The organism is Cytobacillus oceanisediminis, assembly GCF_022811925.1.
Classification (GTDB): Bacteria; Bacillota; Bacilli; order Bacillales; family Cytobacillaceae; genus Cytobacillus; species Cytobacillus oceanisediminis_D.
Window position 1 is genome coordinate 3304439 of the sequence record NZ_CP065511.1, and the last position, 21068, is coordinate 3325506.

The window sequence follows — 21068 nt, forward strand, 5'->3', positions numbered from 1 at the left end:
TTTATAGGGTGATTACTTTTGAAAGTAAGTATAAGGCACCAGGTCTCACCATATTTAGTCTTCTTTATCATTTACAACTCACAGGTCGGTGTTGGAATTTTAAGTTTTCAGAGAACAATTGCCGAGAAAGCAGGATATGATGCATGGATTAATGTCCTGTCTGCAGGGTGTCTGGTTCAGGTCTTTATTTGGGTCATGTATAAACTGTTAGAAAAAGCAAATGGGGATATTATTGATGTGCACACTGCTGCTTTCGGCAAGTTACTTGGAAAATTCTTAAGTTTTTTCATTATCAGCTATTATGCTTTAGCAAGTGTATCTGTCATGCTGGAATTCATAAAAATCATTCAAGTTTGGATGTTTCCAACAATACCATCCTTGGTCATATCAGCCTTGATTCTAATACTCGTTTATTATTGTATTTCAGGAGGATTCCGAGTCGTCGTCGGTATGTCCTTTTTATCTTTTATTTTTCCGCAAATATTTATATTGGTACTATATATTTTCCCTTTAAAAATTGCTCAATTTTCTAATTTGCTTCCCATTATGAATCACTCACTTAAGGACATGCTGGAATCCCTTAAAAGCTCGATGTACACCATAGCCGGAACAGAGGCATTATTAATGTTCTATCCGTTTATCCGGAATCCTGATGAATCCAAAAAGTTTGCTCATCTTGGTGTACTTTTTACTACTCTGCTCTATACCATATCCTCTATTGTTTCTTTCACCTTTTATAGTGAAGAGCAATTAAAAACGACAATCTGGCCTGAGCTTTCACTTATAAAAATAATAAAGTTGTCTTATTTGGAACGATTTGAATACTTATATATCTCCATGTATTTAATTATTGTAACGGCTTTGATATCACTTTTATTATGGTGTTCAAGCAGAGGTTTAAAGAAGATATTTAATATGAAGCAAAAGTATGCTTTACTGACCCTTATTTTAGTAAGTATATTGCTGTGTCAATTAACAAACGAACAATTTAAAGAGATGTTGGATAATTATATTACTCATATGAATTTGTACGTCTTTTATGTTTATATCCCTCTGCTCCTGCTTTATTTTACTTTGTTTAAAAGGGGGAATCAAAGTGGTTAACCGTACAGCACTCTGGATGTTTGTCATCCTATTATTATCAGGATGTTCCTTGCTCCCAACCAATATTGTGAATGAGGTTGGTATGATACAGGCTGTAGGCTATGATTTTGCTGATGAAGGAGGCATAATAGGGTCAGTTGCAATTCCAATTTTTAAAAAAGACAAGTCTTCAACTGAAGTCAAATCAGCATTCGGACATTCCAGTAAGGAAATTAGGACAAAGTTAACTACTGAAACACATTTTCGATTAGTAAGCGGTCAGCTTAGGATAGCTCTTTATGGAAAAGACCTGGCAGAAAGAGGGATTAATGATATTATAGATACTCTGAATCGGGATCCATTTATCGGGAGCATCGTTCAATTGGCTATCGTGGATGGAGAAGCTAAAGATGTATTAAACCTAAATAAGGATAAGAATGATAATATCTCCATTTATCTTCAAGAAATGCTGGATCAAAACATGGAGTTCGGGCAGCTGCCCAAAACCAATTTGCAGACTTTCTTATTTCAATTATTTCAAATTGGCCAAGACCCCTATTTACCAATAATAAAAAATGTAAATGGCAGCATCCGAATCACTGGAATGGCGTTTTTTAAATATGATAAATATATTACATCCATACCAATGGAAGACGTTTATATATTTAAAACATTACTAAAAAAAAACAGAAGTAATGGCCAGCAAACATTTATGCTTGAAAATGGAGATAAGGTGGTTCTGGAAACTCTTTATTCAAATCCCGAGTATAAAGTGAAAATCGTTCATGGAAGACCGGAGTTTACCATTAATCTTAAAATGAGCACTAAACTTCAGGAATTTTCTTCTTCTAAAAAACAAAGACAGTCTTTTGATAAGAAGAAATATCAAAAAGAGGTAGAACAGGAAGTAGAAAAAAAAGCTGTCACTCTCCTTACACAATTTAAGGAGCAGCTAGTTGATCCATTGGGTCTAGGAGCCAAATATAAGGAACACTTTCGTGCATTTGATGAAAAACAGTGGGACATGTATTATCCAGAAGTAAAAGTCTCTGTAAAAGCAAATGTTGAAATACAGCAAACAGGAACTATCGATTAATATTCTGGTCATTAAGGAATTGTCTATATACATTAGATAACGCTAGTTTTGGTATACTATTTTTTATGTTTCAGCCCTTCTCTTTCGACAAAGAATGCTTAAGTGTCTCATATCAGGTCATAGTTGATAACTATTAACTAAAAAGTGCATGAGTTCCATTTTGGACTCATGCCTTTTAAAAGTCTTCCAGTTAGTCAAAATATAAGAAAGCCAAGGAAAGGAATTGATTTTACTTAGTTCTTGTAAGCGTAAGTGGGACAAGATCAGTTAAATTCCTATAGAGAAATTCAAATGTTCAAGAGAAGGATCGTTTGGGGCTTCATTATCACAAGTAGACTTTGCTTCCTCCTTAACCACAACCAAAGTTAATCCTCACCCAGTTTACATAAGTTTACTTAGGTTAAATAATTCATCAAAATGTATGAATTCCTTATTCTACTCCCTCAGTTTAATACGGTTTACTCACGAATGCTCGCTTATTCGCAGGATTTCATCCTCCATGGATATATATTTCTAAATTGAAAAAAGTAGATTCTGGACAAATGGCTACGTGAAGACATAGTTAAATAGAGGAGTAGGATTATACTCCAAATTCTACCATATGATGTACTTCTCCACGCCAGCCCTTGGAGGCTTTCCCTCCCATGTCTCAACGGGTCAATTGCCCTCTCATTCCTTCGTCATGCCTATCCAAGGGGTGGAGGCCAGTTATGCTAACCTGATGGGTCAGTGCCCTTTTGTTGAACAAACCTGATACTCCGTACATATTTGAAATCCTGCGAATAAGCCAACACTGACCTTTAAAAATATAAGGTAATGATTCTCTTCGAGAAAAAGTGAATTGAACTACGCGCAACTCAGTTAACGGCTGGACCTTCTTGGCACAATAAGCTTCGTTTTTTCGCGCTATCCCTACAAAGATCCTAGCTAACTTCCCGATGAGCTTCATTATAGATTTCATTTTTTTCATTTTCTTGACCTTAACATTATTCGAGTGGAGGGCTTTAAATTCCGGGTTGTTCATTACCAGACTCATAGTAGCTAAATAGAGGAAACGTCTTAACCTTGATCTTCCACGCTTTGAAATGATAATTTGCCCTTTCCACTTCCCTGAACTGGCTTCGGCTAGATGGAGTCCTGCATGGCGAAGTAAAGAGTTGCCGTGTGAAAAACCACTTAAATCTCCTGCTTCCCCTAAAATACCAGCTAACGAAATTTCACTAATTCCCTTAATCATAAGTAACTTATTCGCGAAAGGAATTTTAGGTAGTTCATCCTTAATTGCCAGCTCAACTCTTTCAAGTTGTTGAATCGCAAGGTCATACTCTTCGAGTAATTGTTCAAGATGAAATTTATAAGCTTCTAATGCTTGCCTTGTACCAACTGATTTCCTGGCTACATTGAGGAGTAAATAGGCTTTCTTTAATCCAGGCTGTCGCTTCATCAGTAACTTCCACCCGGCCACGATCTCTTCAGGCTTCATGGAACCCAGTTCCATCGGAGACGGGAAAAGCCGAAGTGTTGCGATGGCCCCTTTAGCAGTGATGTCTTTAAATACTTGCCTAAGCTCGGGGAAGACAATATCCACCCAGCGATTCAATTGATTAATCGAGCTTACAAGCCTCTTAACAATGACATCCCGATTTGACATGAGCACCCTGAGCTTTTCAAACGACTCAGAAGTATTCCTTACAAAGGCATAGTAACCGTTCTTCACCATATCGGCTATTACAAGAGCGTCTTTTTTATCACTCTTTGATTGGGTATTATCACGGTTTTCTTTATTTCTTTTCACCAAATGAGGGTTAACTGTCACTACCTCAATATCTTGTTTCATCAGCCATTTAGAAAGGTTAATCCAATAATGACCGGTAGGTTCCATACCAACTATGGCAGCCTCAAGTTTATGTAATCTTTTAATGCTATTAATCCAGATTAACAGGGACGAAAATCCTCTTCGTTGTTTGGAAAAGTGATTGGATCTCCTACTACAATCCCACGGAAATTCACTGCTCTGGCTACGTGATATTGTTGTGCAATATCCACACCAACCACAAGATGTTTATCAGTAATTCTTTCTATTAGTTGATTTTGTTTGTCCTGCATTTTAAACTTCATAGTAAGGGTTCCTCCTAAGTTTGAGTTAGAGTCGTGTCTTACTCATATCTTACTGAGGAGCCCTATTTTTTTCAAAGCTCAAAAATAACGATCTACAGGAATGCTAACCTGCCCCTTTAGCACAATAAGAAAAAGCTGCCGTAACTACAGCCCTGCTCTTAACTCACGCACCCTGTAGTTGAATAAGAAAGGTTCAATATAATATTTAAAACAAAAAATTACTTCCATCCTGAATCGTTTGAGAAGGTTTCATAATCACAACCTGTTAAATAATCAAACTCTTTTCCAGTTCTCCTTTGATATGCTTCAGATGCTAAAGACAGTAAAGGTTCAAATGAATTATCCTTTGGCATATTTTGAGGATTTTTAATAGTGAGTTCAAAACATTCTTTTCCTTCAGTAATCACTGAACATCTAGAATACAAGAATAAATCGGCAGAAAAATAGTCTTGAGTTTCTTCGTCATATGAATATTCTCCTATGTTTTTGGCGTGTTCTTTTGTATCTAACAAATAGAGCTTGTGCGATAGGGCTTCTTCAAATTCTTTTATATCCTTTACACTCATTTTTGCCAATGTGTTAACAGCGGGTTCTAATATCTCTTCTTCATCATTTTTGTCATTAAAATTAAGTAGGGAAATAATTGACCAAAAGGTTTCATCTTTCATCATTTTCTTAGGTTTTTGTGACTTCTTATGTTCTTCATTAATTCTTTTTTCTTCTTCCCTAATTTCTTTCTCAAAGTTTTCCCTATCATATTCCCAACGCCACTCTAAAAAAACTTCTATTCCAGCAGAATTGTCCCATTTCCCGCCATATGAGTTACATATTATTTTTCTTTTATTATCCGTAAAAGGAATATTCCCAATGTAAATAATCTCTTTAGGTACCTTCCCTTCAAGCCATATCAATGCACGACTTTTATTGAAAAAAAAGCGATTCTGAAGAAGAATATCACCTAATACTTCATTTTCAATAGTTGGGATTTCTACTCCAATATATGGGGTTGTGATAATAAGATAAGAATTGTCATTGAGGTCAGCAACTCTAATAGCCCCATATCTACCATCGGGTATAATTACAGCAAAAACGTCACCAATTGATACTGTAATTTTTAATTTTTTCTTAGCCATTTATGTTCCCCCTGGAATATATATTACCTAATAACTATTTACCGAAAGTCGATTGCCACTCTTCAACATAACTGCATCGTTTGTTCAATAAGGAATTCAACAAAAAAGGTGATTAATCCTTCCTTGATCAACGCACCCGTATGTTTAAGTGCAATTCTTCACGATTTACTTAGGGAATAGTTTACTTCCTAACCAACCGCCTAATAAAGCAGATAACCCAGCAATTATAGCTTTGATAATTAGGATTGTATTTGGAATTAAATACTCAACTAAAAAAACCACAAGTCCAACAAATATACCTGCAAATAAAGCCATTCCTGCACTTCCTTTATTCAATAGAGCCACCTCCAATATATACATAAAAGTAATAGATAACGAATTCAGTAAAGTATTTTTATACGACTTTATTCCTAAAAAGTTTAGCATTCTAGTTAAAGTAAACCTGCTCCTTTAGTTGAAGATGACAACAAAGCTGCCTTTTTAGGCAGCATTACATTAAGCAGAATTCCTACCCAATGTTGATTCAAGCATTAGGGTAATTGGATAAGAAACAATTAAAATTAAGGTTATGTAAATTGATTTATTAAAGAAATTTTTAAAAATTTCTTGAGACCATCGTGGCTCTCCAATGATCCAATAGGCCATTACATTAGAAATACTAATCCCATCATTGGCCTCAGGAATTAGGCTTTGGGTATAGTTTTGTGCAAGACTAATGGCTGCTAAAGTAGATACTGCAATAGCAAGACCAATCCCTTTTGAGAAAGGATTTTTAATTCCCATTCTTTGGATAAATAGAATACAAACAATTACAAAAACCAAAGATACTAAAATAAAAGCCATATTACCACCCCAGCCCTGGAAATTACTATCTATTTAATTATACTGGATAATTTTGTAACGGGGAATAAAAACCATTATATATTTAGCTAGCTAGCCTGCCCCCTTTAGCCCAATAAGAAAAGGCTGCCGCAACGACAGCCCTGATCTTTCAACTCAAACACTCGTTAATTCAATAACATTTAATAGAAATTAAATAAGTTATAAACTACCACTTTTTCAGCTATATTCTCATTATCAGCATTTGTGTTATACCAAACTCTTACTTTCTGACCATGTTTTAAGTCTTCAATGTTGTTTACAAAGAGGGCTTTTGGACCAAAGCCTGATATTTTAGTTTCATCTGTAACTTTTACTTCTAAAAGCATATACGAGGCATCTGGTTCAACTTTAATAACCGATAGCACTATCGTATCTCCATTAACTTCGGCTATTTTTTTCTTTTCATCAAAATTACTATACCTAATAAAATCAATAGCATACCAGACTACAATAACTACTATAATTGTTAGTATTATCGCTTTAAGTAATTTCAAATTATCCCCCCTTGTTTTCAATTTACAAGGTATATCCCTATTCAACATTCCTGCATCTATAGCTCAATAAGGAACCGTTTCTTTTAAGTAAGTTGAGATGACTTGTCTAAACAACGACTTTTCTTCAAGGAAAGGGTAATGATTGCTTTCATTAAAAACAACTAGTTGTGATTTTGGTATTAACTTATTCATTTCTATGGAGAAAGAATGCGGACATTGCACATCATATCGGCCACTCAATATTAAAGTATTAGTTGAGATCTTTCCTAACTCACGGGTTACATCAAAAATCATTTCTTCCCTAATAAAAAAGTTCATTCTTGGGGCAGACATCTTTTTATGTATGCCTAAAGAAAAGTATTTATCATATTTATCCGGGTGAAAAAGGGACAGTTTAGTTCTCTCTTTTGAGAATCGCTCCCTTTCGCTAGGTGTTAAATCAGAGCGTTTTAAAGTCTCAATAAGGTGCTGCATTCGGTCAAAGTGTGGATGATCTGGATGATAGATACATTCAGAGGATGAATTAGCATATTTCCTGGCAGCTGCCCCCACAATTATTAGTGAAGTAAGAGACATAGAAAAATGAATACCGTAGATGACTCCTATCATACCTCCTGTCGAGTGCCCGGCAAATGTCCATTTGGCATACCCCAACGCCTCTCGGATTGCTTCAAGGTCATAAACAGCATCAAACATACTCAACTCATGAGCCTCATGAGCCTTACTTGAATTTCCAGCTTCTTTTAAATTCACAAGGTAGACCGTATTATTCTCTGTCAAAGAATCTGCAAAGTAATCACCTGTATGATTAAACTCCGAATAGTGATGAGTGACGCAAATTGGATTACCCTCTCCTTTAACAAAGACCTCAAAGTTTCCGCGTGCGGTATTAATTGTTTTCGTTTCCCAGTAGGTCATTACTAAATCTCCTTACCTATCTAGTTATCTTTACATTAATAGTCTTGGAATAAATCTTTCTATACTTTTGAATACCTTGAGTCTTAATTTCTATAAAACAGGCAATAATTCCTTTTAGTATCCAATTAAATGGGAGGGATTAGTTTGTTATTATCAACTGCGTGGAAATCCTATGAAGCTGATAAACGTATAGAAGGCTTTTCACCTTATACTTTAAAAGCATATGGAATCCAAGCGAAGCTGCTCATTGGTTATTTTAATGATCAGAAAATCGATAGTGTCAACACAGAAGGATTAAAGAAATATCTTGTTACTCAAGGCAAGGACTTAAAACCCTCAAGTTTGGCCCACAGAATTCGGTTTATGAAGTCATTGTTTCGCTGGTGTCACGAGGAAGGACATTTATCCAGTAATCCAGCAGCAAAGATCAAGGAACCTAAAGCCGGCAAGAGAATCCCAAAGTTTCTATCAGAAAGGGAGATTGAACTATTACGTGAAGCCTGTATCAGTCCTATGGAAAAGGCACTATTCGAATTGATGTTTTCTACTGGCTGTAGAATTGGAGAAATCGCTGCACTTGACCGCAATTGCATTAATTGGTCCAACCGCTCTGCCATCGTCAGGGGAAAGGGTGACAAGGAACGTGAAGTGTATTTTAATATTCGGGCTGAATTATGGCTTAAGCGATACATTGATAGCCGCCAGGATAAAGATCCGGCCATATTTGTAACAGAGAGACAGCCACACAGGATGAGTATTGCCCAAATGAGGTATTACATTAAGAAAATCTCAGCGCGTGCCGGCATAGATAAGGAAATTCATCCTCACCAACTCAGACACAGCTACGCCACTCATTTATTGAACAATGGAGCACCAGTAGAAGTCATTCAAAGCCTTTTGGGTCACGAGAAAAGCGAAACCACTAGGATTTATGCTCAACTAAGCGGAAGGCTCAGACAGGAGTTTTATCAGAAATACTTTTAACGAAGCGAAGAAGCAACGCAAATTATGCGTTGCTTCTGTACTTTTGCACCCGTTAGTTCAATAGTGCACCATTTTGGAGACTAATATTGTTTAAATGAATCTAATCCCTACTGTTTTAAGTCAACTTGTGTGTCTTCTACATAGGGAGAGTGGAAAATTACTTTCTCGTCATCTATCCATTCAGCATCATCTACTCCCAACACTTCTAAGTCGTTAGCGGTAATTCCCCTAGTCAGAATACTATGTTCTTTCACTTCTTTCATCAGACCAGGAATTGATGTATAACAATAAAATTTATAAATGTGTTTGGTTTCTCCTAAGGTGGCATTTCTATGACCTATCAGTACCTTTACGTTACCCGTTGGGGAGCCAATGGTATGATAGGAGTTGTTAGCTACCGAAAGGAATACTAGAAATAGGAATGCTGAAATCGTGACGGTAATAATCACTACTCGGTCTACCATATGAGCAAAAGCAAAAACATAAAATGCAACTAAAGTAAGCAGGATGGGCAACTTATTATTAGTGGATAGTACAAAGGAAAAATAATAATTATTGATAGACATTATAATAGCAACCAAATCAAATACTAAAATGGAAATTAAGAATACCATCGTGCCATCTAAATTGAGTAATCTCTTGGTTTTATCCATTTCATTCACCTCTTTTTCGTCCCCTATATCAATCACTCAAGACGAAATAGGTTTTCCTCTTATTACCATTTAATATTAACATAGAAATACATAGAATAAGTAGGTATAAGTTCAGTTTTTGCAACATTCATTCTTCAACATTACTGCTTCGTTAGTTGAACAAACTCTATTTATAGAATAACATATTTACAAAATATTCTTATAAATAAATTAGTAGAAACAGGGTTATAAATTTACTTCATAAATATTTTTAACAACCTAATTATGACCATTTTAACAGGTGTACAAAAATTATTGTAGACCTGTTATTTACTATGCTAATTAGTGTGCTAATTCCACTGCTAAAACCTATAAAACCACCATAAACCATTGATATATCAACGAAAAAAAGAGATGAGAATTAGCGTGCTAATTCCATCTCTAAAAGGTGTGTTATTTCGTGTTTTCTCCCTATCAACCGAACGGGTTAATAAAAAGAAATGGTGGGTTTTTTCCCACCATTAAGAAACGTTCACACATATTATTTTTTGGATTTTCTTTCTTGTAATGTCTTTGTAGTGAACAAAATGTGACTCTTATTCATTGGCTATTTTTACGGTATAACCATGTTTTTGGAAAAGTTCCATTAAATATGAACCATCAATTAGGGTAATAGGCTTGTCCTTCACAAATTTATGGCTATCGTTTCCAAAATAACTAGTGGTCACTAATAATCCCTTTGCAGCACCCTCATTAATCATGGTTCCATAAAGGTCCCTTACAGCGGAAACTGGTACAACATTATTATATCTTTTAGCTTGTACAACAAATACTCCTCCACGAATTGGATCAGGATCATAGACAATTACATCCACTCCGCCATCCCTGCTCGCTTTTGTGGTTCTTACTTCGCTCCCATTAATAGAAAACATTCGCTCAAATAGACCACGTACTAGATGCTCAAAGTCTTCCCAGGGCATTTTAGAGATATTTGGGATATTTTCCACCCCTATTAAAATGTCTTTGGATTCAACAAATCTATTTTCGTTTTTTGTAAATTCCATAAAGGGTTTCACAGGTGCCATGTCTTTTAATGCACCAATTGAAAGACCCTTTAACTTTCGAAAACACTCTTTAGGGTTCACTCTTTCTAAATTTAAAGGTTGATAATCCTCTTTCCCAACACTTAGAGTTATAATGCAGGACGTAAAATCATTGCCAGTAGCTGGGCTTGTCCCGTGAACAATTCCATTAAAAACAATGGTATTAATGTTGTTATGAGTATCACTACTAAAAAGTTCATGGATTGTCTTTAACGACAATTGGTAAATGACATGATCATAAAATGAATCTAATTCTTTCTGATTCATTAATTTTTCAGTGATTTCCTTTTTAGTTTTGATGTATTTGTATTCAATAACTCTTGGCATCCTATCAGGCGTGGGAAGCGTATAATCAACAATTAAGGATTTCAGTTTCTTTATATAATCAATCTCAAACTTTGGATTAAAGCTGTTCGGTAAAGGTGCTCTCCTTATGACTAAATCGCAATGTTCAAAAACTGCATGTTTTTCCCCTTCAATAAGACCATTTTTAATTTTTTGAATTGATTCATTATGGTTGTTTTTAGCCGCTTCAAAAATTGACTTCTCTTCTAGGTATTTTTGATATAACTTTTCCTTCTTATCTCTATAGAGGCGATATTCCCTTTCATAATCTAATCTGGCAGCCTCCTCAATCTTAAGACGGGAGTTTTTTATAAATGGTAAGAGATCTTCCCAAAACGATGTGCCTGGTACCTTGTGCTTCTTAAAATACTCTTCTAATTTTGGTGCAACATCCTTAAATACGAATGGTTCAAACTCCCTTTTAATTAAAAGGTTGTCCCAGTTTACTGCATGGTTTATTTTTGCCGAGTTTAAAAGTAAGTTTCGGTAATCATTAATTAACTGATTCGCTTCCTTTGTAAGTGCTTCGGCTTTCAATAAATCCTTTTCCTCTTTATTTTTGTTTTTTAATTTCTCCACTTGTATCTTCCACTTTTCCTTTTGTTCTTTTACTTTGTTATCTAACTCAACCGAAGTTTTGCCTTTTATAGTTTTGCTAACTCCTAAATGAGTGTTGGAGATGGTTTTTTGGTAAGGATACTGTGATGCCATATTCAATTCCCCTCATCGAATCACCTATTATTGAAATAAATAGTAATATAACGAGAATCAATATACAAATTTTGGAATATTCACAGCAATTTTTTAAAAACAAAAAGCATCAGTTAATTACCAGATGCCCATTGCATTTAATATATTTATATCCTTCAATTGATTTCGACTTTTGAATAATGAATGAATTTACTAATTTAATCTTTCCCATTCAACAAAATTATCTAATATAACCAGGCTTTTGCATTGTAAGTGGTAGTAGCAACCATATTGGCAGATTGTAATTGTAGTACATATTCAGGTTTTTACTTGTTACCAATAATATCTTCGTATTCTATCGTAATGTGTTTTCCATTATATGTCTCAAAATTATTGAACCTGCATTTGGTATTAATAAAGAAATTTATGTCAGTATGTTATATAATTTTATATAAACTTTTCTTGGCTTGTTTTATTGCTTATTGGGATAAAACCCCAATTAAATGAATTATCTATAGTCCATGCGAAAAAGATTTCACTCAATTAAATATCTCCAATAGTAGTATTAATGTTGACTAGTTATCCTAAAGTAATTAACATAATAATGAGTATGTTAGTTTCTCCGCTACCGTAATGTAGAGCTGCTAACAAACAGACTGATAGCTTTTCCCCGCTACCACATAGGCAGGGCTGAGGCTATTTTTTATCTGCATTAAACATAGTCTTAGTTAACTTTACGCAGTCCTGTGAGTACGAAGTTTTCAGCACACCCCATAATTAATCCGCCTTGTGAGTACGAGAATTTCAGCACAGACTAAAGAAGCCCCTTTTTTAACAAATACCATTCCAACTCTCCAAATGCTATAGCGACTGCTATTTATTGTTTCAAAAAATATTACTTACCTCCAGGTACCGACAATTTATCAGATATAATTTAATTAAAGAGTTTGTGGGCCGATACAAGATTCAAATGACTGGTACAACTATTATCAATACCATATCCTCTGTACTAAAAGCACGCCCTCTACCACTTTCTTATGATACTTTTACTGTTTTAAATACACCTTCGAAAAGTGCTTTTTCAACTTGGTAGGTCAATCTACGCTCCTTTGCTTCTTGGTACTGTCCTTCACGATCCTTTACAAAAACCTTACAAAAGAATTTCGTATCCTTACAATTTGGACATTCCGAAAGTACCATAGATACTTTAACGTTTTCTGTAAGTATTTCTTCCATTACCAATCTTTCTTGGATGATGTAGTCAATAAAACCTTTCGTATCATTAGCCAGTATTAAATCTTCTATTTTGTCAATGGTTTCTATGTATCTATCTGAATCAGTATGAAAAAGTTCAAATTCTTTTAAATATGACTTTTTACAAGCAGTACATTTATTTTTTTCGCTTGTTAATATTGGAGCTGTACAGATTGAGCCTATAATAAACCCTATGATTTGCAATAGAAATCTAAATTTAGTTGTATCCCCGTCAAGGTCAAGAGTTGTACTTGAGCCACGAAGCGAAAGGATGCTTCCTTCTAGGGTAAAAGATAGATAACTAAAGAAATTAACCGGTACATCTGAATCGTCCAGAGCATATTTGCCTATATGTTCTCCGTTAAAATCATAATTGAGTTGGTTATTATCAGATACATAGGCCATTTGATATTCTCCATAATAGATAAAGAAAAAGCCTAATAAACCAAATAAAGCTCCAATGAAATAATGTTTTGCTGTTACAATCGAGGTCTTTCTTATTCCTAGAAATAATCCAATGGAACTTAAAAAACCGAAGGCAACAGCACCGGCCGGAATAAATACTAAAACTGACATCGAATATAGTTGAAAGTCTAAAAGCCAAAGAAGTAAAAGTGCTAATGCTGTTGAAGCTAAAGTGGATAAAAGCCCCCATATGTAAGCCATAGCTATAATCCTCCCCCAAATTTTTTATTGCTATTTAAATTATACAATTTTATCCAATGTTATTTATATTCAAAAATTGTATTTTTAAAAAACATCCCCACAAAGTCCGTTTCTAATTTAGCAACAGGAGGAGTTGAATAATGAAGGATAAAAAAAGCCCAATTCCTCCTTCTTTTTGCGAGGAATTAGTCTTGGATGCTCCACAAACGCGCCCGTTTATGGAAGATCGTTATTGAAGCAATGCACCCTCATATCTATTCTTTTCAAGTATCCGTGTAGAGCTAACATTCGCATGAATTACGGTGGCATGGTGTTTATGAAGATTAAGTGATTTAAATACCACTATTCATCATCATTAAACGGGTACTTTAATTATTTACATTGGGGATCAAGACTTTGAAAATACGGCCACTCCTGACTTTAAGGATATAGTAAAATGGTTGGATGATCCTCAAAACAGCGGTCTTCAGAAGCCCGATTTTGGATTACCTTTCCTAAAGACCTTGAAATCCAAGGAGTTGGAAATGACAGCAGAGAAGAAAATTTAGTTAATGGAGTTATGAAACTGGGGGTTATTTAATAATTTTATACTCTCCCTTGCATACCTATCAGACATAAAAAGTGAAAGTAAATTGCTTCTTCACCTACAAAGGGTAAACATTAGAAAGCAACTAGTTACTATGCTGGTTGTTTTTTTATGCCTATTTGTATTTCAAAGAAATTAAACAGTTAAATTTAATCATAAAAAAAATCGAGGACCACTGTACGCCACTCGACCTTTCTTATGTTTGTTCAAAATATTAAGCTCATTTTGTGTCCTTATTTGAGACTAAAGGTCAATCTATTTGTTTGAATTGCTTCTCCTTGTTCATTATAACTAACAACTGATAAATAAGGATTATTGCAAAATCCTTCTTCAAAAAGAATGTCATATTTATCTTTTGTAACACTTTCGTAGTTTCGGCCAGCTAAGGCTCCCGTTAAATAGTCTGGAATTCTATTCAAGTCATCATACCACAATTGTTTTGTGCCTTCTTCGTATGCACCAATAGAGATTGAAGGTGCTTCATTTTGAGTAACTTCTTCCATAGAACACATTCCATGATAATTAGCTTGAAGTAGGTCATATATTATTCCATCAATCCATTCCACTATGCTATCCCGGTCTGAAAACCAACATATATTTTCAATTTTATAATCGCATTCTTTTGTTATTGTAGTCATTAAGTAAGCCACAATCATTTGAACAAAACCAATGTACCTAAATAAAGTTAAATTAAAAGATTTACTTTCTGCTTTTTGCTTCAACTGCTTTAACTTTTTATGACTTTCTCATAGTAATCTTTGTTCCTTGGAGTATTACTAATCCATAATTTATATTGATTAATTAAAACGTCAATTTGCTCCATGCAATTTTCTTTAGTAAGGGAAAGAATTTTTAGTATTCTTTTCCATAACTACTGTAACATTAAAACAATATCCTGATTTAATAAATTTACCAAAACGTTGGTCAATTTCAGTAGTTTTCTTTAAATCTTTAGGGGCTATCTCACCCATAACGGCCATGAACTCTTTTATATCATCGATGTGAGGAACAATCGTAAAAGTGATTGAATCATAAAGTTTATTGCTATCTTTCAGACAGTAATCACTCAAAATAAACCACTTGGAAACCTTAATTTCCTTATAAGGTTTAAGGAAATGTCTGAAATCGTCTAAACTTGATTGTTGAAAAGTTGTGTCAAACCAATTAATTGCTCCATAATTTTTTTTTATTTTATCTTTATCGCTCAAGGAATTCTCCCCATTTCTCTTCAAATTTTTTAATTTACCAACCCATCTATATGTTCTATTACCATATAGATAATTGTACCAAATGCCTTTTTGTTAATACCAACATAGATGTCTGACTCTTTTTCTTAAAATAAAGAGGGAAAGGATAGAAATGGGAAGGTTACATGGCCGAAAGTATGCCTTTAAATTTGGGATTCCTTAGCAATTACTGAAGGTTAATCCCATTGTGTATCATATTAGATCAACTTACTTGATACAGGAATGAACAAGAAAGTCGGGTACTAATACTTTCAAAAATTAAATCACTAGATGAGTTAGTGAATTTTTTGATTTTTCCCCCTAAGAGTTATGCTTAATACAAAATGAACAGTTTTTAACAACTGTTCATCTATCAAAAGTCCATATTGATTTTTCTCGTTTACAAGTTGCTTATTGCCCCCTTAAATGGAAACCGGCAATTTTATTGCAGCGAATCGGTATACCTCCCACACCTTTATTTCTTTACCCCTTTTCACTAAGCGGACAATTACCAACCTTGCCCTTCGGATTTGGTAAGAAGGTACATCTTCCGTCACCTTGGAAAGGTAATCCATAGTGCTGAAAACCTACCACTGTCAAAATTTCTTTATTTTAAAGTACATTCTTTAAATAAATTAAAAATATTTGTTGCGCAGTATGAGTCAAACACGAAAGACGACCACTTTTAAAGTGATCGTAGTTTTTAGTTACAAGTATGTTGTACTGCGCAGTAAAAGACCCGTTAATAAATGACATCTCTTATCCGTGTAAAAAAGCAGCGTTATGCACAATATCAACATGTTCCAGGGTAAGAGAATAATTCACCCTGGGAAATAAATGGCACTACAAGTTAGGAAGTAGTCGTCTTGCGTTTGCCAATTGCTTTTTTAGCAGGGTAGACCTGTGTTATTGCTAAAAATCTTCTTACTAATAAAGAGTAACCTCCAAATCTTTAAAATTGTTATTTGTTTCGTTTTCAACAAATGAACGCGGATAACATATCCTTCCATGTCGTAATTTAAACATGTTTTCACTTCAAGTAATTTCATATCAATTCCCCTTCTAATTAGGTGAAAACCATTCATCCTCATCTTCCAGTAAAAATCCAGCGAAAATTTGAAGATCCTCATACTCAACATCATCATCATCCATTTCCACTTCTTTTGCCGCCTCGCGGTATAACTCACCCAATTCCAAAATGAGTTGTTCAAGACTTTGAGGATTGAACTTAATTTCTAAAAGTATTTGGTCGTTTTTAGATAAAGAATCATAAATCCTTTTACCAATTTGGCGATCATCCATAGCTCTCATTTCATTCATTGATAAACCACTCATTTGTTAGTCCTCCATAATATACCTTCTTGATAAGCCGCTTAACCACGATTTACAAGCTTATTGACCGCTACCCTATATGCGGACTAATCATAATCAAACTCATTTGACAAGGTTGTTAACAACCATGAATTTCAAACTATACTAATTGAGCAGCAGACTTTTTTCTCTTCTTTATGCATATTTAGCTTTTGAACCGTTCTTTAATCATCCATCTCGATCACATTTGTAAAGATGGCATAAGCTTGCTCTAATGAGCTTGGTATTTCAATATACAAGAATTATCAATACCTTCAAGTAATGGCAGTCCCACAGTACAGTTTGCTTTCCAAAAGGAAACTATTCGAAGCGCTCCAAAATTACTCAATATTGTTAACTATTTATAATACAATTTCCTTTACAGCATGCTCTGAAGTTTTCTATAAACTCTAAAGTAATAACCATATCTCGACAAAAGTTTACTAAACATTCCACAAGTGTATTTTGCAAGAAAAAAGTGCAGAGTTATGCAAGTAATTCTGCAGAGTTTTGCCACCCAACTTAATTCCTTACTTAGCCTTTGACAGTGCATTGGAAAGCCTATAGCTTCCTCCATTAAATGTTAATACATGTGCGTGATGAATCAAACGATCAACTAGAGCTGCCGTAAGCCTTGAATCAATAAAAATACGATTCCATTGGCTAAACTCAAGGTTAGAAGTAATGATTAAGCTTTTCTGTTCATACCAATCTGCAATAAGCTGAAATAATAACTCCGATCCTTCCTTGCTAAAAGGTAGATAGCCTATTTCATCCAAAATGACTAAGTCTACCTTTTCAAATTTCTTTCTAAAGGATGGTAATTTATCTTGGTTTAAGGCCTGCTCTAATTGCTCAATAAGAAGAGATACACGATAAAATCTCACCTCGTATCCCATTTCACATGCTTTTCTTCCTAAACCGGTCGCTAAGTGTGACTTCCCAGTTCCTGGAGCTCCAATTAAGACGACATTTTGCTTTTGTTTAATGAAGTCAATGCTCATTAAACCTTCTTTATCAATTTGGGCTGGAAATCGAATTCTTTCTGTTCATTCATAATTATTCAGACTCTTAGAGTCTAAGAATTTCGCATTTTTAATGAGGCGCTGCACTTTTGCTTTTTCCCTTAGGCGAAATTCTTCCTTAAACAGATCTATTAAAAATTGTGCAGGGGAATCAAATGGAATATCCTCATAAATTTCTGCTACATATGCTAATCTTAATGACTTACACATTGAGCGTATTTCATCACTCACTTTTGGTCACTCCTATCTATGGGAGCTAAGGAGTCGTATTGAGACCAATCCAACCCGAAGGGATTTTCATTCTTCCCTGAAATCAAATCATAAAACTCCTCGTTAATTCTTTTCATATCATGTGTCAAAAGTAAATTGACTAACTCTGATAATCTCTCTTTCCGTACTTGTAAATCATCAACTAGCAGGTAGTCATTTACTCTTCCAGGAAGATACTTTTGGTATCTAGAGTACGGCACTACTCTTGGCTTTCTAATCCAATCTTTGAAAATAGAAACCCAAGGAATGGCGCGTTTTCTATTCATATAGGGTCTAAAGTCTTCTAAAAGAATTTCTCCGTCAGGAGTTACAGCTTTAAATTTATCCCAAGATAACATGAAATAGATAAATGGATAATTCGCTGCTCTAGGAATATGGACTAATATATTATCTAATTTTGCTTCATTGAACTTATTTACCTTTGCTTCTATCTCTTTAAAGATTGGATAATCTTCAATAGGTAATTCCAATAAAAACTTCTTCTCCTGATTCCAAAGATCTTCGATCAATACTTCTTTCTCATAATGAAGCCTTTGTCGATCTTTTTGGAGGTGAACACGAAGTGTTTCTGTTAATTCTTCAAAGCTGTTCATTATTGGTGAGGTAGTTAGAAAGTTGTATCGAATATACCCCACCTTATTTTCGACGCTTCCTTTTTCATACCCACTACGTGGATTGCATACTTGCACATCAAACCCATAATGATTTTGAAATTGGATAAAAGCATCGGTCAACTTTGCTTCTTCGGTTTTTGATCTTACTTTTTTTACGGCTGGAGTTAGGTTATCAATTCTAATTTTTCTAGGTACCCCTTCAGTTTGATTAAATAAAACCTTAAGACCTTGAAGAAAGCATTCTTGATTCTCAGACGGCAGTGGAACTGCAAATGCTGCATTACTATATGGATACGACATGACTAACACATGAACATCCATATACTCGCCAACTTTAACAACTTCCATTACTCCAAAATCTACTTGCGCTTCACTAGGGGGATGTTCTAATCGGTCATGTCCTTTATCAAGTTCCTCACTATGGCTATTCTCCCAATCAGATATAAAATAGCACACAGTTCTGTATGATCCTTTGAATCCAAGAGTTTGAAGCTCTATAAAAATTTGTTTACTAGTTCTACGCAGCTTTTTCTTTAACTTACTATCTTCAAAAAGCCAATCTGATACAATTTCACCCCACTTCTCTGTATACATCATCCCCTTGGATTGTTTAATCTTTGATGTAGGCAATTGATTCTCATCGGCGTATTTCTTAGCTGTCCTCCAATTAATCCCTAAAGTTTCCTTGATCTTTGTTATAGATAATCCTTTTTTGTTTCTTAGGTGTTTGATACAATTAATATCAGACATTGCTAGCATCCTTTCAAAATCCTCCACTCTGTATTGATTCGACACCATTACAGTAGAGGGACTTGGGGTGGCTGGCAAGTCTTTTTTTATGCCCTTAATAAATAAAGTGCAGGACTCTGCATTTTTCCTTTGCAAAGTTCTGCACTTTTATTTTGCAATACACAACAAGTTCCTCGGTGCAATTAGTCAAATTCATGAACCTACGGCAATTTATGTTGCTCTACATTAATAATCACCAATCATTCTTATTTCTGTAATCTTCTACGGATTCGTACACATTAGCTGCCGAGATGCTATTTTTATGACCACATTCTGTACATTTCCAAATATACTTATGATCATCAAACCCTGACTGACCATTTAAAGATGCGTTGCAACGATCACACCGCCAATCAACATTAGGAAATCTTTCACCCATAGTTATTTCCTCCTCCTGGTATAGATTTATTCTATTCAAACTTTCTTTGCATAAGAGTTGACCCATGTTAATAAGTAAATTCATTCCTACTCTTTTCCCACTTTTCCTTATTAACTTTTTTGTTTCTGTGTGTTTTGGAATTCAATATATCGTTTAAGTGTGAGGCGATAATGAGAGTCTTCAGGATACTCCCTATCAACAGATGCTATCAAAGAAGGAGTAAGCTCTGTTTCTCCATTATATAAACCTTTGTTAAGAATCCCGTTCCACCGACTAATATAATCATTTACAGATTTGTCTCCCAAATGATAATTCTTTCTTAGAAAATCCCCAAATTCCATACCATATCCCTCCCTCACTATTTTTTTCTAATATATCTATTCCCTACCATCTGCTTCTTTTCCTCTACAATGAGCGCAGAAAAATCATTAATTGAAGAACTTTACTGCGCAGTATTTGTCTACTACGTAATACATGAGTTACTTCGCAACCTGGCCCGAATGTTGAACAAAGAAATCCCCATCCCCTACAAAATAGATATTTTTATCAAACTTTTTTACAAATTATCAATCTTTTTTATAAATGAACAATAGCTGTTGCTTTGAAATAAAGTTTAATCAAAAGCATGCTACAAACGTTGATTTTATAATAAAAGAAACCCACGTATTTTGAACAAAGATTGTTCAAAATGTGTGGGTTTAGTTTACTGTCGGGTGAGGTTTTATAAAAATGATTAATCATTAACTTTTCTTGAGAATAGAATATTCTAAAGTCACCTCACATACATACACGATTGCTGAAAGTATAATTACCTATTAATTGTATCTATTATTTCTTTAAAATCATCCTCATACATTTCTTTAAATGATCTGCCTACTTTATCGCTCAACAACTTGATGAAATCATCCATTGGAGGTATTACAGAATTTAACTTTCTCATATCTACTGCTAGATTGACCATTAAATCTGGAGAAAGCGCAGCCTCTTTAATACTTCTCTCTAATTCTGCTTTTTTATCTCTCCAATGAGTAACATATTTCAATCTATCCATAACATCATAAATTTTCGCTTCAAAGCCATCATATCTATTTTTTCATTATAGTAATCTACATCATCTCTATTAACAATAATAAAAATAACTTTTCTTGATAATATTTATCTTGCATTAAGTGCATAACTTCAAACATGCAATTTAGTGACTTGATATATGCACTACTCACTACTGAAATAACAAAATCATGATCCCTTATAGTCTTCATAAATTCGTCCAAACTATCTCTGTATGCTGTAACATTTATATCGAGTTATTTCTATGTTTTCATATTTTTAGTTCTTCCTCTAGAATATTCACTAGATCGCTATCTTTATGTGCATATGAAATAAAGACCTTTTTATCGCCATTTCTTCTACATCCCCATCTTTGTTAATTTT

At 34.4% G+C, this 21068-nt stretch carries 18 protein-coding genes and 2 pseudogenes; 3 read left to right on the top strand and 17 right to left on the bottom strand.

Annotated features, from left to right (window positions below; all coding sequences use genetic code 11):
- Positions 1–18: 18 nt before the first annotated feature.
- Together IRB79_RS16680 and IRB79_RS16685 are read left to right on the top strand one after the other, a co-directional pair.
- Positions 19–1104, top strand: coding sequence for a GerAB/ArcD/ProY family transporter (locus IRB79_RS16680; protein WP_243503546.1), 1086 nt, complete (start codon positions 19–21; stop codon positions 1102–1104).
- Complete coding sequence (locus IRB79_RS16685; RefSeq protein ID WP_243503547.1) at positions 1097–2179, top strand: Ger(x)C family spore germination protein; 1083 nt, start codon at positions 1097–1099, stop codon at positions 2177–2179. Before IRB79_RS16680 ends, IRB79_RS16685 begins: the two co-directional genes overlap by 8 nt.
- Positions 2180–3041: 862 nt before the next feature.
- Here IRB79_RS16685 and IRB79_RS16690 read toward each other — a convergent pair.
- The 6 genes and pseudogenes from IRB79_RS16690 to IRB79_RS16715 form a co-directional block, all read right to left on the bottom strand.
- A pseudogene (locus IRB79_RS16690) lies at positions 3042–4297 on the bottom strand (IS110 family transposase); the annotation flags it as partial.
- Between the two features lie 218 nt (positions 4298–4515).
- Positions 4516–5430 carry a DUF4240 domain-containing protein gene (locus IRB79_RS16695; protein ID WP_243503548.1) on the bottom strand — a complete coding sequence of 305 codons (915 nt, stop codon included), beginning with the start codon at positions 5428–5430 and terminating at the stop codon, positions 4516–4518.
- A 165-nt stretch (positions 5431–5595) separates the two neighbouring features.
- A complete protein-coding gene (locus IRB79_RS16700; protein WP_243503549.1) occupies positions 5596–5766 on the bottom strand; it encodes a hypothetical protein in 171 nt (56 codons plus the stop codon).
- A 159-nt stretch (positions 5767–5925) separates the two neighbouring features.
- Positions 5926–6273, bottom strand: coding sequence for a hypothetical protein (locus IRB79_RS16705; RefSeq protein ID WP_243503550.1), 348 nt, complete (start codon positions 6271–6273; stop codon positions 5926–5928).
- Between the two features lie 179 nt (positions 6274–6452).
- Positions 6453–6806 (bottom strand): MEMO1 family protein, encoded by a 354-nt coding sequence (locus IRB79_RS16710; protein WP_243503551.1) that lies wholly within the window; start codon positions 6804–6806, stop codon positions 6453–6455.
- Between the two features lie 63 nt (positions 6807–6869).
- Positions 6870–7724: an alpha/beta fold hydrolase gene (locus tag IRB79_RS16715; RefSeq protein WP_243503552.1), complete on the bottom strand. Its 855-nt coding sequence runs from the start codon at positions 7722–7724 to the stop codon at positions 6870–6872.
- Between the two features lie 144 nt (positions 7725–7868).
- On the opposite strand from IRB79_RS16715, the gene IRB79_RS16720 reads away from it, so the two are divergent.
- Positions 7869–8708: a tyrosine-type recombinase/integrase gene (locus IRB79_RS16720; RefSeq protein WP_243503553.1), complete on the top strand. Its 840-nt coding sequence runs from the start codon at positions 7869–7871 to the stop codon at positions 8706–8708.
- A 107-nt stretch (positions 8709–8815) separates the two neighbouring features.
- Here the strand turns inward: IRB79_RS16720 and IRB79_RS16725 are convergent, their stop codons facing one another.
- The 11 genes and pseudogenes from IRB79_RS16725 to IRB79_RS16770 all read right to left on the bottom strand — a co-directional run bounded on the left by IRB79_RS16725 (position 8816) and on the right by IRB79_RS16770 (position 20688).
- Positions 8816–9361: a hypothetical protein gene (locus IRB79_RS16725; RefSeq protein WP_243503554.1), complete on the bottom strand. Its 546-nt coding sequence runs from the start codon at positions 9359–9361 to the stop codon at positions 8816–8818.
- A 575-nt stretch (positions 9362–9936) separates the two neighbouring features.
- Complete coding sequence (locus tag IRB79_RS16730; protein WP_243503555.1) at positions 9937–11499, bottom strand: restriction endonuclease; 1563 nt, start codon at positions 11497–11499, stop codon at positions 9937–9939.
- A gap of 1014 nt (positions 11500–12513) precedes the next feature.
- Entirely contained in the window at positions 12514–13398 is an 885-nt protein-coding gene (locus IRB79_RS16735) for a hypothetical protein (RefSeq protein WP_243503556.1), read from the bottom strand.
- Positions 13399–14217: 819 nt separating this feature from the next.
- Positions 14218–14706, bottom strand: coding sequence for a hypothetical protein (locus IRB79_RS16740; RefSeq protein ID WP_243503557.1), 489 nt, complete (start codon positions 14704–14706; stop codon positions 14218–14220).
- Positions 14707–14817: 111 nt separating this feature from the next.
- Positions 14818–15192 carry a hypothetical protein gene (locus tag IRB79_RS16745; RefSeq protein ID WP_243503558.1) on the bottom strand — a complete coding sequence of 125 codons (375 nt, stop codon included), beginning with the start codon at positions 15190–15192 and terminating at the stop codon, positions 14818–14820.
- 1080 nt (positions 15193–16272) lie between these two features.
- Complete coding sequence (locus IRB79_RS16750) at positions 16273–16545, bottom strand: hypothetical protein (protein WP_243503559.1); 273 nt, start codon at positions 16543–16545, stop codon at positions 16273–16275.
- Between the two features lie 200 nt (positions 16546–16745).
- On the bottom strand, positions 16746–16820 hold the full coding sequence (locus IRB79_RS28230) for a DUF7677 family protein (protein WP_431833440.1): 75 nt from the start codon (positions 16818–16820) through the stop codon (positions 16746–16748).
- 270 nt (positions 16821–17090) lie between these two features.
- A pseudogene (gene istB / locus IRB79_RS16755) lies at positions 17091–17795 on the bottom strand (IS21-like element helper ATPase IstB).
- 17 nt (positions 17796–17812) lie between these two features.
- Positions 17813–19228 (bottom strand): IS21 family transposase, encoded by a 1416-nt coding sequence (gene istA, locus IRB79_RS16760; RefSeq protein ID WP_243503561.1) that lies wholly within the window; start codon positions 19226–19228, stop codon positions 17813–17815.
- A 519-nt stretch (positions 19229–19747) separates the two neighbouring features.
- Positions 19748–19978 carry a hypothetical protein gene (locus IRB79_RS16765; RefSeq protein ID WP_243503563.1) on the bottom strand — a complete coding sequence of 77 codons (231 nt, stop codon included), beginning with the start codon at positions 19976–19978 and terminating at the stop codon, positions 19748–19750.
- Between the two features lie 467 nt (positions 19979–20445).
- Positions 20446–20688 carry a hypothetical protein gene (locus IRB79_RS16770; protein ID WP_243503565.1) on the bottom strand — a complete coding sequence of 81 codons (243 nt, stop codon included), beginning with the start codon at positions 20686–20688 and terminating at the stop codon, positions 20446–20448.
- Between the last annotated feature and the right edge of the window lie 380 nt (positions 20689–21068).

Excerpts from the sequence above, each read along its gene's own strand:
- IRB79_RS16695 (WP_243503548.1), bottom strand. The coding sequence starts at position 5,430 with ATGGCTAAGAAAAAATTAAAAATTACAGTATCAATTGGTGACGTTTTT.
- IRB79_RS16705 (WP_243503550.1), bottom strand. The coding sequence starts at position 6,273 with ATGGCTTTTATTTTAGTATCTTTGGTTTTTGTAATTGTTTGTATTCTA.
- IRB79_RS16715 (WP_243503552.1), bottom strand. The coding sequence starts at position 7,724 with ATGACCTACTGGGAAACGAAAACAATTAATACCGCACGCGGAAACTTT.
- IRB79_RS16725 (WP_243503554.1), bottom strand. The coding sequence starts at position 9,361 with ATGGATAAAACCAAGAGATTACTCAATTTAGATGGCACGATGGTATTC.
- IRB79_RS16730 (WP_243503555.1), bottom strand. The coding sequence starts at position 11,499 with ATGGCATCACAGTATCCTTACCAAAAAACCATCTCCAACACTCATTTA.
- IRB79_RS16735 (WP_243503556.1), bottom strand. The coding sequence starts at position 13,398 with ATGGCTTACATATGGGGGCTTTTATCCACTTTAGCTTCAACAGCATTA.
- IRB79_RS16750 (WP_243503559.1), bottom strand. The coding sequence starts at position 16,545 with ATGAGTGGTTTATCAATGAATGAAATGAGAGCTATGGATGATCGCCAA.
- istA (WP_243503561.1), bottom strand. The coding sequence starts at position 19,228 with ATGCTAGCAATGTCTGATATTAATTGTATCAAACACCTAAGAAACAAA.
- IRB79_RS16765 (WP_243503563.1), bottom strand. The coding sequence starts at position 19,978 with ATGGAATTTGGGGATTTTCTAAGAAAGAATTATCATTTGGGAGACAAA.
- IRB79_RS16770 (WP_243503565.1), bottom strand. The coding sequence starts at position 20,688 with ATGGATAGATTGAAATATGTTACTCATTGGAGAGATAAAAAAGCAGAA.